At 58.2% G+C, this 12,871-nt stretch carries 14 protein-coding genes; all 14 read right to left on the bottom strand.

Going from position 1 to position 12,871, the window contains the following annotated elements; genetic code table 11:
• Positions 1 to 116: 116 nt before the first annotated feature.
• Positions 117 to 314, bottom strand: coding sequence for a heavy-metal-associated domain-containing protein (locus EG885_RS05110; RefSeq protein WP_131573408.1), 198 nt, complete (start codon positions 312 to 314; stop codon positions 117 to 119).
• A 21-nt stretch (positions 315 to 335) separates the two neighbouring features.
• On the bottom strand, positions 336 to 2,669 hold the full coding sequence (locus EG885_RS05105) for a heavy metal translocating P-type ATPase (protein WP_131573407.1): 2,334 nt from the start codon (positions 2,667 to 2,669) through the stop codon (positions 336 to 338).
• 71 nt (positions 2,670 to 2,740) lie between these two features.
• Complete coding sequence (locus EG885_RS05100) at positions 2,741 to 3,226, bottom strand: DUF305 domain-containing protein (RefSeq protein WP_045983761.1); 486 nt, start codon at positions 3,224 to 3,226, stop codon at positions 2,741 to 2,743.
• A 163-nt stretch (positions 3,227 to 3,389) separates the two neighbouring features.
• Positions 3,390 to 4,151 carry a MauE/DoxX family redox-associated membrane protein gene (locus tag EG885_RS05095; protein ID WP_131573406.1) on the bottom strand — a complete coding sequence of 254 codons (762 nt, stop codon included), beginning with the start codon at positions 4,149 to 4,151 and terminating at the stop codon, positions 3,390 to 3,392.
• A gap of 9 nt (positions 4,152 to 4,160) precedes the next feature.
• A complete protein-coding gene (locus EG885_RS05090; protein WP_242679509.1) occupies positions 4,161 to 4,616 on the bottom strand; it encodes a DUF411 domain-containing protein in 456 nt (151 codons plus the stop codon).
• Entirely contained in the window at positions 4,613 to 5,083 is a 471-nt protein-coding gene (gene cueR / locus EG885_RS05085; protein ID WP_131573405.1) for a Cu(I)-responsive transcriptional regulator, read from the bottom strand. Before cueR ends, EG885_RS05090 begins: the two co-directional genes overlap by 4 nt.
• Positions 5,084 to 5,262: 179 nt before the next feature.
• On the bottom strand, positions 5,263 to 5,844 hold the full coding sequence (locus EG885_RS23435) for a DUF305 domain-containing protein (protein ID WP_278248454.1): 582 nt from the start codon (positions 5,842 to 5,844) through the stop codon (positions 5,263 to 5,265).
• Between the two features lie 172 nt (positions 5,845 to 6,016).
• Positions 6,017 to 6,451 (bottom strand): c-type cytochrome, encoded by a 435-nt coding sequence (locus tag EG885_RS05075; protein WP_242679514.1) that lies wholly within the window; start codon positions 6,449 to 6,451, stop codon positions 6,017 to 6,019.
• A 41-nt stretch (positions 6,452 to 6,492) separates the two neighbouring features.
• Positions 6,493 to 6,621: a hypothetical protein gene (locus EG885_RS23430; protein WP_278248453.1), complete on the bottom strand. Its 129-nt coding sequence runs from the start codon at positions 6,619 to 6,621 to the stop codon at positions 6,493 to 6,495.
• Between the two features lie 714 nt (positions 6,622 to 7,335).
• Complete coding sequence (locus EG885_RS05070) at positions 7,336 to 7,611, bottom strand: type II toxin-antitoxin system RelE/ParE family toxin (RefSeq protein WP_131573403.1); 276 nt, start codon at positions 7,609 to 7,611, stop codon at positions 7,336 to 7,338.
• Positions 7,604 to 7,897 (bottom strand): type II toxin-antitoxin system RelB family antitoxin, encoded by a 294-nt coding sequence (gene relB, locus EG885_RS05065; protein WP_131573402.1) that lies wholly within the window; start codon positions 7,895 to 7,897, stop codon positions 7,604 to 7,606. The genes EG885_RS05070 and relB overlap by 8 nt, the downstream gene beginning before the upstream one ends.
• Before the next feature lie 862 nt (positions 7,898 to 8,759).
• Positions 8,760 to 9,623 (bottom strand): restriction endonuclease, encoded by an 864-nt coding sequence (locus EG885_RS05060; protein WP_131573401.1) that lies wholly within the window; start codon positions 9,621 to 9,623, stop codon positions 8,760 to 8,762.
• A 214-nt stretch (positions 9,624 to 9,837) separates the two neighbouring features.
• Entirely contained in the window at positions 9,838 to 10,725 is an 888-nt protein-coding gene (locus EG885_RS05055) for a HEPN domain-containing protein (protein WP_131573400.1), read from the bottom strand.
• Positions 10,726 to 11,257: 532 nt separating this feature from the next.
• Complete coding sequence (locus EG885_RS05050; protein WP_131573399.1) at positions 11,258 to 12,697, bottom strand: IS1182 family transposase; 1,440 nt, start codon at positions 12,695 to 12,697, stop codon at positions 11,258 to 11,260.
• Positions 12,698 to 12,871: the final 174 nt, after the last annotated feature.

The raw sequence follows: 12,871 nt of genomic DNA, 5'->3' as shown, positions 1-12,871 counted from the left end.
CGTCTTGTGCTGGATAAGCACGAATAGGGTATGAGGGTGATACATTTTGTTAAGGCCGATGGGCTAAGCATTTGATGTGCCAATTGCGACGACTGAACATCCGGCCCAGCTTTGATTTAAGCCAAGGTGGCTGGATATCCGGCTGAGGCCAATGCCGTCTGAACGTTGTCCGGGTGAGTTCGGCTGTCCAAAGTGATCTTTCTTGACGCCATATCGAACTCGATCTTTGCCTCGGGGTCGATGGCATGGATGGTCTTTTCAACCGTTGCCTTGCAGTGGCCGCAGCTCATGTTGGGGATATTGAACGTTGTCATCTGTCTTTCCTTTTTGTTTTCTTAGAGATCCACCCGCCGCAGGCGGAGGGCGTTGGTGATAACCGAGACGGAGGACAGGCTCATTGCTGCGGCTGCGATCATTGGCGAGAGCAGGAGGCCGGTGACAGGGTACAGCAGACCCGCAGCGATTGGCACGCCTAGAGCATTGTATGCGAAGGCGAAGAACAGGTTCTGCTTGATGTTGCGCAACGTCGCCCGCGCCAGCTTGCGCGCCCTGACGATGCCCATCAGGTCACCACCCAGAAGGGTTATCCCGGCACTCTCCATGGCCACGTCCGCGCCCGTACCCATGGCGATGCCGACATCGGCAGCGGCCAGTGCGGGCGCGTCGTTTACCCCGTCACCCGCCATGGCGATCTTGTGCCCGTCGCGGCGCAACTGGTCGATCAGCTCCTTTTTGGCTTCCGGAAGAACTCCTGCGCGCACTTCGTCAATGCCAAGCGTGCCCGCCACAGCCTGTGCTGTCCGCTCGTTGTCGCCCGTCGCCATGATGACGCGCAGTCCCTGAGCATGCAGTTCGCGGATTGCCTGCGCTGTCGATGGCTTGATCGGGTCGGCAACAGCCACGATGCCGGTAAGTGCTCCATCGACCGCGATGAACATCGCAGTCTTGCCCTCGGCGCGCAGAGTGTCTGCCTTCGCTTCGGCCGCGCCCGTGTCCAGTCCCATCTCCTGCATCATCGCAGCATTTCCAAGCGCCACTGCCCGTCCGCCAACCGTGCCGCGGACGCCCTTGCCGGTGACGGCCTCAAAATCCACCGCCTCTTGCCGCGTCGCACCCTGCGCTTCGGCACCTTCGACGATCGCTTCGGCCAGCGGATGTTCCGAACCGCGCTCGAGCGCTGCCGCCAGCGACAGCAAGTCCGCTTCGGTCCCGTCCCCCAGCACCACGGTATCCGTCAGCTTTGGCTTGCCCATGGTCAACGTGCCGGTCTTGTCGACGATCAAGGTATCGACCCCAGCCATCCGCTCCAGCGCCTCGGCGTCCTTGATCAGCACCCCCGCCTGCGCGCCGCGCCCCGCCGCCGTGGTGATCGAGATCGGCGTGGCCAACCCAAGGGCGCAGGGACAGGCGATGATCACGACCGACACGGCCGAGGCAATGGCAAAGACAAGAGAGGGCTCTGGACCGAAGATCAGCCAGGCGACAAAGGCGAAGATCGCCACCCCCACCACCGTGGGCACGAACACTGCCGCGACCCGGTCGGCCATCCCCTGGATCGGTGCGCGCGATCGCCGTGCGTTCGACACCATCGACACGATTTGCGCAAGAACGGTATCTGCACCGACCTTGCCCGCCTCGATCACCAGGCTGCCGTTCTTGTTGATCGTGGCCCCGGTCACCGCATCGCCGGGACTCTTTTCGACCGGCATCGACTCGCCGGTCAGCATGCTTTCGTCCAGGGATGAGCGGCCCTCGGTCACCGTCCCGTCCACCGGCACCGCATCGCCCGGGCGCACGCGGATGCGGTCACCTTCCATGATGTTTTCCAAGGGCGCGTCATATTCCGATCCATCCGGCAGGATACGCCGGGCGGTCTTGGGTGCGAGGTCCAGCAGCGCGCGAATGGCATCGCCGGTGCGTTCGCGTGCCCGCAATTCCAGAACCTGGCCCACGAAGACCAGTGCAATGATCACCACCGCCGCCTCGTAGTAGGTGCCGACACCGTGACCCATTCGGTAGGCATCGGGAAATACGCCGGGGAGGAAGGTCGCAACCAGCGAATAGAGGTAGGCTGCCCCCACGCCCAGACTGATCAGCGTCCACATGTTCGGCGACCGGTTCACAAGCGAATCCCAGCCCCGCCTGAAGAACGGCAAGGCGGCCCAGAGGACGATCGGCGTCGCCAGCACGAATTCGAGATAGCTTGCGAATTGGTGGCCAATCCAGTCCCGCACCGGCAGAGCGACCAATTCCCCCATTGTCAGGATGACCAGCGGCACTGCGGCGGCGGCCGAAATCCACATCCGGCGTGTAAAGTCGGTCAGCTCCTCGCTTGGCTCGTCCGAGGGCAGCATGGGTTCGAGGGCCATCCCGCAGATCGGGCAGTCGCCGGGCACATCACGGACAATCTCCGGGTGCATCGGACAGGTATACTGAACACTGGCCGGAGCCGCCTTCTTTTGTCCAACCGCGCGGCCGGAGGCGTAAAACCACGGATCTGCCTTGAACCTAGTCTGACATTTATCCGAACAGAAATGAAACGTCTTTTCTCCGAACTCCGCTTGACGTCCGTCAGGCTTGACCGCGACCGTCATCCCGCAGACCGGGTCCTTGGCCGTCTCGGTCCCCGCAGGGATGTCGGGCGTCGCGGGATGATGATCGTGGTCCATAGCGTACCAACTTTCTACTGATTTTCGTCCATCTAAGATGCCGGGCGAGTGACACCCTGATTTGACGTGATTTAGTTAGCTTCGATGCGGGGAGTGCCTGCAGGTGCGTCGCCATTTGCCTCGATATCGGCGATGTACCGTTTCATTTCTGCGATCTCGTTGCGCTGCGCCTCGATGATCGCGTCAGCAAGGTCCCGGACCCTTGGATCGGAAATATCCGCGCGCTCACTGGTCAGGATAGCGATGGAATGGTGAGGGATCATTGCCTTCATCCAGGCAAGATCCTCGACCGTCTCCTGGCTTCGCACCAGCCAGAGGGACAGCACGAATGCCAAACCGGCGCCGACGAAGATCGCAATGTTTTTCTTCCGATCAGAATACATGCCCAACATGAAGGCGAGCATGATGACCGCCATGACCGATCCCATGTAAATCGCCATCCACATGCGGGTCTGCGAAAACTCGATGTGATCAATCGAATAGGTATTGAGGTACATCAGCCCATACATGACGATGGTCGAGGTCGCGATCATCGCGAAAAAGCGGCCATATCCCATGATATGTCTCCGTTTCTATTTTAGGTTTCTCTTGAAGCCGGAACATTGAGGCTGTGCCTCATGGTCGGAATGATCCATTTTCATCTTCGGCTACAGGCACAGTAGAACTTTTCGCCTGCAGCCGTTTGCGCTGCAAAGCGCGGCTCTCTATCAAATAGCGTGCTCAATGCCCGAGCATCGTAACCTTGATCAGCATCCAGATGGCCATGGCAATCATCATCAGGTTCTCGGTCAGCGAGACGAAGCCCAAGGGCACGTTGCTGTCGCCACCGACGCAGGCGCATTTGATCTCTCGCTTGTCGATGTAGACCGCCTTGTAAACCGACACGGCGCCGATGGTGCCGATGAACAGGGCAACCGGGATCGACAACCACATCAGCGCGCCCGCGACCATCAGGACGCCTGCCAGACCCTCGGCGAAGGGATAGACGTAGCCGTAACGAACCCACCTCTGGGCCAGCAGATCATAATTCAGGAACATCGTGGCGAAGCTTTCCACGTCCTTCAGTTTCTGCAGGGCCAAGAGACACATCGCGAAGGCTACAAACCATTCCGCCGCAGCCACCGTGATCAGCTGGCCGAACGCCGCCCAACTGGTGGCGAGAGCCATGGCTGCCGCCATGGCGAACAGGGCGATCACCGGGCGATAGGTCGTCGCGGTCTTGTCGCGGACGGTCTTTCCGAAATGACGCCGAAGATCGTCATAGCCACCGATCCGCTGGCCGCCAATGAAGGTCTGCGGCGTGGTCTGGACGTCATGCTGCTCCTTGAAGGCATCGACCTCGGCGCGGGTCGTAAGATGATGGTCCTCGACGCGATAGCCCTGACGTTTCAGCAGATCGAGCGACTTGAGTCCGTAGGGGCACATGTGTTTGGTCATGACCATCCGATGGAGGGTCGCGGTTTCAGGCGATGCTGATGGCATGGGGCCCCCTTAATAGCTTGCGAATATGTTTGTGCCGGAATCGCTCCAGAGAATGACTTCGAACGGCTCACTTTGATCGCCCATCTCCATGCCGGGCGATCCGATCGGCATTCCCGGAACTGCCAGACCAAGGACATCAGGGCGCTGATCCAGCAGGGTACGGATGGCCTCGGCCGGAACATGACCCTCGATCACATAGCCCTCGACAAGGGCGGTGTGGCAGGACCGAAGAGGCTGGGGCACGGCATGCTGATCCTTGAAGGCCTCGACGTCATCGGACAGAGTTTCTTCGACGGCAAAACCACTGTCTCGCAGGTGATCGATCCAGGCGCCGCAGCAGCCGCAATCGGGTGAGCGGACCACCGAGATGGAAGGTTTTTCCGGCTTGGGCAATGCGCCCAGCACCGTGCCTGCCGGGACAAGAACAGCAGCCAGCGTTCCGATGAAAATTCGCCGGTTGATCACGATGTAATCCTCCTCTTGATGTTGAGATCGGTTTTATTCTGATGCACGCGTTCGCCCGGCGTCATGGATTTCTGCGTCTCCGGGTTCTCCAGGTTCCGCAGGATCGGACAGTCCGGGCGCTCGTTTCCGACGCAGGATCGGGCCAGCTCGTCCAACGTGTTGGCCATGTCCTGCAGATGCGCGATCTTGTGCCGAAGGTCCTGAACACGCGCCTGCGCCAGTGCCTTTACATCAGCGCTGTGCCTGTTGGTGTTGCGCCACAGGTCGAGCAGGTCGGTAATCTCGCTGACAGGAAAGCCCAGATCCCGTGCCCGCGCGATGAACCGGAGCATGTGGATATCGGCTTCGGCGTAGTCGCGATACCCCGAGGCCGTGCGCATGGCCTGCGGGATCAGGCCGATCTGCTCATAATAGCGGATCATCTTGGCCGATACACCCGAGAGGGCAGAGGCGTCACCAATGTTCATGGGCTGGGCTCCGTCATATGTGTGGAGCAGATGTGGGGCTTCCCATCATGGGAAGGTCAAGACTTGTGTCGGATTTTTCTCAGCGAAAGCTGAAGGCGCGGCGACAGGCCTGAAAATGCTCCGCTGAAAGGTCCAGTAGAAAGAAACCGCGCGGCTGGAACCGCGCGGCTGAATACGTGTCACTTGGCGTTTTCAGCCAGCCAGGCGGTCATTTCTTCCATTTCGCCGACCTGTGCTGCGATGATCTCGCCAGCAAGCTTGATCATCTCCGGGTCATCGCCATGCTCAAGAAGCACCTGGGCCATGTCGATGGCACCCTGATGGTGCGCGATCATCCCGCAGGCGAAGGCCACGTCAGCATCCTCGTTCATCATCCCATCATGCATGGCAGGCATTGTGGCCATCATGCGGCGCATGTTCTCCTGAACATGCTCGGGCATGGTTTCCATATCCATGCCGCCCATACCCATCATGGCGCCCATGCCGCCGGGTTGGGCGGCATCGCCCATTGCAGAGCCCTCCATTCCAGCAGCAGGCATATCGCCGGCGGGCATTCCCGCAGCAGGCATGTCTTCCGCTGGCATCTCGCCAGCGGCGGGCATGTCGCCGGCCGGTGCTGCCATGGCGCATTGTTCAGGCAACTGGAAGTCCGCATCCTGGGCGAAAAGCGGCGTTGCGAGACTACTTGCAGCGACGGCCGCGACGATAAGAGCTTTGTACGAGATCATTTTCATTCTCCGATAATCGATTTTCTGGATCATTCCAGAATTTCAGTGATGGTCAGTTTTCCGCTCAGGCAGCTGCCCAAATGCAGGCAGTGCGGTTACGGCGGCGGCGGCACATAACACGAAGCGACGCGTGACGAAGTTCAACGCCAATCCTCCCAGGAAAGGCGGCCAAGGGCCGCCGACTGGCTTGTGGATTTTGCTGCAATCATTCTTCCGGTCCCTCACGGTCGGAGACCTTGGCCTGATACTCGTATTGGCGCTTGGGCCATGTGCTTTTGATGTAGGCCAGAGTGGCGCGGATTTCCGCATCCGTTAGAATGCCCTCGAACGCCGGCATGTCGCTTTCATAGCCGGGCACGACACCACTGACCCCCTGCTTGGTCAGCGCGAAAAGCTGACTGTCGGAGTGGTGCCATGTATGCCCTGTTTCGTCATGGGGCGGTGCCGGCATCCGCCCGTTCTTCAGCGGACGTTTCCAGTCGGGCTGTCCTTCCATGTCCGGGCCGTGGCATGACGCGCAATTTTGCGCGTAGAGTTCGTTTCCTTGCGCAATCTTTTGTGCGGTGACGGGGGCGCCCAGAATAGCAGCATCTGCGGTTTCGGACCGATTAACCTGTGCGAAAGCCGCCGCGGCCGCCATTCCGGCAAATGACAGTCCGACGAGCAACAGAACCCTTGATCTCATGCCGGCCCTCGCAGGTACTTGAGAAGGGCAGCGATGCCCAGGACCAAGAGGGCCAGGGCGAGAAGCGCAAAGAGTCCGCAGCCCAGCATCATCATGCCCGTCATGGGGCTATTCATCATTGTCATGCCGTTTCCCTCGAAAGGGGATGGTCACGCCATTCTTCCCAAACGGCATTGACCGCAGAAATCTTAGGGAAAAACTGAGTGTATAAAACTGAATGCAAACTCTGCTGCATAGGACACCTGACTATCTGGATTTGAAACGGGACTGCCGATCTAAGAGATTCAGCAGTCCTGGCAGCGGGCGAGCTCAAGGGGGCAAAACCTTGTGCGCACGCGTCGCCTGCCACAGCGGCAGTCAAATTAGATGAAGGGGCGTGGGGGGCTTCGTAACGGTAGCCAATTCAGGTCACTGAACATGACATCGGTAGTCTGCCGTCTCAGGAGACGCCGAGCCTGTCTTAGATCTGAGGTCTGGAATTCAGGAACCGTGACGAAGCCCCCCGCCGCACAAATCAGATTGCAGCCCGCCGTTCCAATTTCACCCCTGTCGTTGCAATCCAGGCATTCGGACATGCCAGAATGTGCCATTGCCATCATGCCGTCATCGGCCACTGACGCGGCAGTCGCCGGCGCGGGCATCATCGATCCAACCGCGAATACGGTGAAGGCGACAAGAAAGAGAGCCTGCAGATAGTTCTTCATGACTATCGAGTTAGCCGCATGTTGCAGAAAAATCCACGACAAGATGATAGCGTTGCCGTGACCGGAATGAGACGCATCTGACCGGGGCACTGCCGCTGAGCAGGCGCCCGCCCTTGTCTTTCGACCGATCGCTTATTAGGGCCACATCTGCGCGGCATGAAGCACGCGAAGGATCGTCACGACAGACGGCGTCTCAGCATAGATGACAATGTAGTTCGGGCGAACGACCAGCTCACGTGTCCCCTGAACGCGTCCTGACCGGCACCGCTTGGGATGCATTGGAAGCTGCGCAACCTTTCCCTGAATTTCCTCCATCAGAGCAAGAGCAGCATCAGGATTGTCATCCGAGATATAGTCGACAATTGCCATGAGGTCGGCGACCGCGAGAGCTTTCCACTCGAGTTCAGGCACCCCGTTTGCCGTCGATCAGTGCCCGGGCGTCACGCATGACCTGGTCATGTGGAACGCCAGATCGGGTATCTGCGAGCGCCTCCTGCACTTTCGCCCGGAACCAGCTATCATAGCTTTCAGGATTTGCTGTCAGACCGGCCGGCAGACCCCCTTCAGCCGCCACACGGGTCAGCAGAATACGGACTGCGTCTGATAGGGTCAGGCCTACACCTGCCAGTGCGCTACTGGCCTGTGCCTTGAGATGATCGTCCACACGGACATGCAGCATCGAGGTATGCGTAGGCATTCAAGCCTCCTATGTATCTCATATGAGATACACAATGACGTAGGAGAATCAAGACTTGTTTGGCCTCATCTGGCTCAGCAATGCGGAATGCTGCTTCAAGAATGAGACGGAAGGCATTGTGGCGTCTTAAATTATTGCTTTTATCCCCGATATTACCCCCGAAAATTGTGGATAAGTTCTCACCGCCCGGTGGCTGCGTGATGATGGCCAAGCTTAAGGTCAACCAAGGTGCGTCAGCAGAGGTGGTTCGGAAAAGGGACCGAGAGGTTAAGGCGCTGTTAGAAAAACAAGCGTTTTCATGCAACCCGCCTGCGCGCCGCTAGTACCACCGGAGTGCCAAAAAAGACGTTGCGAAAATCAAAGCGACTGTGCAGGTCGTCCCCGTGCTTTTCTGCCGACGGCAAGGTGCTTAGGAAGCATACGGCGCCCAGATCTAAGCGGCCTTTCACGCTGTGGGGAGCACTAGCAGCAGCTCTGGGTTGTTCACGTTGATACATGCGGGCCGCGCTGGCGGCAGCTATGCGGGACCTTCCGGCTATTCGCTGCGCCTGCACAGGGCCAAAGTCCGATTGGGTGTTCCAAGTGCCCTAAGAGCGTAAGCGGACCATCGCCGTGCCGCACGGTGATCTCGGCAAACTTGGCAAAGCGGTCATCCACGATTTACACTGCGATTGCCCTGAACCAACCCTCGCGACGGACGAAATTCGGTCCACCAAGCGCGCAGCACCGTCAGCGCAAATTCATAACAAAAGCTGACGGACAGCAGCGCACAGCGACTGAGCTACGATGCGTGACAAGCTTGACGAATTTGGCAAACTGTCCGTTTTTCAGCACATAGGTATCTCGGGCCAATCGTGGGGCATCAGATCAATTGATCAATCGGCACGAATACATTGCCGGTCTCTGAAGCTCGCCGAACTTTCAGCGCAATGAGGCGATCAAGCGACATGCCTTGCTCCATGGCCACAAACAGATCGCGCCCATCCAAACCTATGATCCGGCGACCCCGACCGAATGCGTTAAGGCCCTCGTCAGTAAATCCTTGGAAACTGATGAAAGCACCACGAGTCCATTGTGCCTTTTGCTCCAGCTTTGAATGGAAGGCACCAAGTTCAGCGATTCCGACCTTTCGGTTCAGCCATTTTGCTTCAACCAGATAAGTTTCCCCCGCAAGTTCGAAGCTTCCATCAATCTGCTCGCCAATATTGCGGAAAGGTTCACGTGCAGACATCCCAAAAGCGTTAAACAAATCCTGAAGGAATCCTTCGAACGCGTACCCACGCTGATGTGGAGATTGATCTCGTATTTCGAGAAGTCGCGCACGAAACCGGTCGAACTCTATCGCTTCGACGCGCGGCGCAGGGACAACATTTCTGGTCGAAGTCAGCCCGCTTCCCCTTAACCTCGCTAGAATGCTTGCGAGTTGCTGTGCTGCACGCGGGTAAGGTTCTTGTTGCCCTTGTGGTCTGATCGCCTCTCGGTGCTCCCATAGAACGCTGAGCAGCTTGGCCGCAGTGGCGTCATCCACCTTCTTAAGAAAGCATTGAAGTCGCTTCCCCTTGGATGTTCCATCCTCTGAATAGAGCGATGCATCAATGTCGACATCCATCTCTCGCACGAAGAAATCCGCGAAGGTGCGGTTGGAAAAATCGAGCACGTAGCCGCGGGTACCGCCATTCATAATTTCGTCGATCAATGAAAGGTCGACAGATCTCAAACTACTCATGCACGCTTCTCCGAAAGAATTTAACCCTACCGATGAGGCCTTCGGCGCCGATCTATAGAGTCCTACTGCCTTAGGGACAGGAGAGCAGCTACTGCCCTGCCGAAGCTACTATCAGATCATCAGGGCATTGATAAAGAAGACATTTCAAATGGACGTACCGGCTTTGCGCCCGATTTTTCGCGTTTGCGATAACTTTGCGGGACATCTCTGTCAGTTACAGAATGAACGCTGGCCGTCTTCCTGGCCATCTGCCCTCACTTTCCAGTTCAGTAGCAAAGTCTACCCCAGATATCCGCCGAAGCGTCGAAGCCGCGATGAACTGAGTTCCGAGCGCAAGCTTGACCACGGACAGTCGGCTCAAACCGGCCGGCGTATATCGACTAGCAACGTAAGGCGGCAGACTTTTGATAACGGCATGGACCCTGTCGTCGTCGTGATGCGGTTTCGCCGCCGCCAATTGTTCCACGAGCAATGATAGGTTGTGCCCGTCTCTTCCCTTTCGAAAGCTATCAGGATCGACCCCACCCCAAACAAGCGATGCCTTGATCGACAGCTCCGCAACCATGCAGATTGGTTGGAGGACTGACTCATGACTAAACGTGTTTGGCAACGTGTTCGCGGCATCTTCTAAGTTCGAGGTCGCCATTTTCCAGAGGATTTCTGCGGCTCCGTTCTGTCCTTGGACAGCATTCATTCCCATGGTCAGATCGTGGATATCGGCACCAGCGAACGCGACATCAGCTGCTATGTCTTGATCCTCTCGGCACCATTCCCACCATTCCTTCTCAGACTCAAATCCGGCAAGCTGCCAAAGATCAAGCTGACAACTCCCGAAAACCACTGGAAAGACTGTTTTCCTGACCTGATCAATCGAGGCGATAATCCCGATGCCGGATCCAGGCCAGCTCGCTTTTGCCTCAGGCATCATCGCATCATAAGCGTCGATGATGCGATTAACTTCCGGATTGCCGCCGATCCCTATCGCGAAATTTACGCCAAGGATGTCGTATGCTGCTCGGAACGGTCGTTGGTGCATATGAACACCTTCCTCGGCGTAACGCTTGTCTAGCCTACGTAGGTCTTCCAGAGTCCATTTGCTCATTGCGCTAGTTCCTCGCCTCACGCTTAGCTTTCGCTTAGCGAAATCGGATTTGCGCGGCCCGAGCAAGCTCGAAGGTGCGCAACCTGGCTCTTCCCCCAGAGGGGGCATCCATGGTTTCAGAGGGCTAATATAGCCATGACCGGAAGCGCTTTTGACTGCCGAAGTCAAAGAAAGAGGCATCATTGAAAGCCAACGTCTTGAAGTGAAATCAACATTCTTCCTCGATCTGCGGAAGAAGGTTCAATCAAAACCAGCGGCTTGCAATCCAATCCGGCAAAGGTCGCAGCGGCGAGCATATTTGGGTGCGCTCGCGACGAACGACCGCTTCCACGAACGCCACATTGCGACAGCAGCGTGTAGTGAACGTCCGGTAAGGCCGGTCTTGTCTTGCTGCGGCTGCAAAGGTTGCAAACGTCGCCTAAGGGCTTAGGCTGTGTGGAAACTTTCCCCTGTGCCGGCTTTCCAGCTCGACTGTCGTAGGATTGGCCTGTGTTGCGCCAGATGGAAACGGAACGAGGGTTGGGGGCCGGTTTCAGGCCCTCACTGCGGCCATCAACTCGCGGATCCCTATCAGTGCCACCATCCTCTTGATGTTGTAAGCGAGGACGTTCAGCGCAATCTCCGTCTTCACGTTCCCTAACCTCCGGGTCAGGAAATGCGCTGTGCCCATCCATGCCTTGATGGTGCCGAACGGGTGCTCGACTGTGCCTCGGCGGACGGTCATCGGCTCAGAGGGGCCGATGAGCCTGGCTCGCGCCGCCTCGATCAGATGTTCATGGGTCCACCGCGTGATCCGGCGTTCCTTGCCGGTCGTGCATCTGGCCTTTATCAGGCAGCTGCTGCATTCGCCGGTCCAGTAGCGGCGCAGCTCCAGCCCGTCTTCTTCGGTTGTGTAGCGGTAACGCAGCACCTCTCCCGCAGGACAGCGATAGACGTCTTCGTCAGCGTCGTAGGCGAAGTCGGCTTTCACATACATACCCTTGGCCCGGTTGCCCGAGGTCTCGGGGCGCGGGATCGTCGTGGTGATACCATCCTGGTGGCAGGCCAGGATCTGCCGCCCGCTGAAGTAGCCTTTATCCGCCAGCACATGCATCTCGTCGCGATGAAGCGCCTTCTTGGCCGCTCGTGCCATCGGCACGAGAAGATCGCGATCATGGCCCTGGTTGGTGACGTCATGCGCGACGATCAGGTGGGTTTCGGCGTCAACGGCGGTCTGAACGTTGTAGCCGACCATGCCGCTGTTTCGGGCGCTGGTCGCCATGGCGCGTGCATCGGGGTCCGTCAGCGATATCTGCCCGTCCGGCGCATCAGCCAAGGCCCGATCCATAGCTTGCAGGTGCTGGATATGCTGCCGGACACGTCCATACCGTCTGGCCAGATGCGCAACCTTTTCGGCCCGAACCTCGCCCTCTTCCTGCCGATCCACTCGGACCATTTCGGAGATGTAGCGCTCGACATCCGCCTCAAGGTGGGCAATGCGGCTAGCGATCTTGCCCTTGGAAAAGTTGCGATCCCGGCTGTTGACGGCGCGGAACTTGCTGCCATCGATGGCAACGCACGCACCCTTCAGCACGCCGATACGACGGCACAACTCCACGAACTGGGCGCAGCTGCGGCGGATGCCGGGGCCGTTGTCGCGCCGGAAGTCGGCAATAGTCTTGTGATCCGGAATAAGGCGGCCGGTCAGCCACATCAGCTCGACGTTCCGCCCGGCTTCGCGTTCCAGCCTGCGGCTGGAGGGGATCTGATTCAGGTATCCGTAGATGAACAGCTTCAGCAGAACAGAGGGATGATATCCAGGACGCCCCGTCCGCGCCGGAGCCGATCGCGCAAATCCGAGGTCAGGCAGATCAAGCTCATCGACGAAAAGATCGATGACCCGGACAAGGTGATCCTCGTCAATCCAGTCCTCAAGACGATCTGGAAAAAGGGCCGTCTGTCCCCGCGCAACACCCTCAATGAAACCCGACATGCCGATCTCCTGCCGCCATGCCAAAGTCTATCACGGTGTCGAGTTTTCACACATGGGGTAATCGCGGGAGCGAGTCGCCCGGGCTGTAATGCCAGCGGACTTGGGACGGGTGGTTGTTCCCCGATAGGATCCGGATACGGGCTCACGATGGACACCGGGCCCAAGCATCAAATG

It is taken from the genome of Paracoccus nototheniae, assembly GCF_004335005.1.
In the GTDB taxonomy this organism is placed as follows: domain Bacteria; phylum Pseudomonadota; class Alphaproteobacteria; order Rhodobacterales; family Rhodobacteraceae; genus Paracoccus; species Paracoccus nototheniae.
This window is presented reverse-complemented; position numbering and strand designations above follow the sequence as displayed.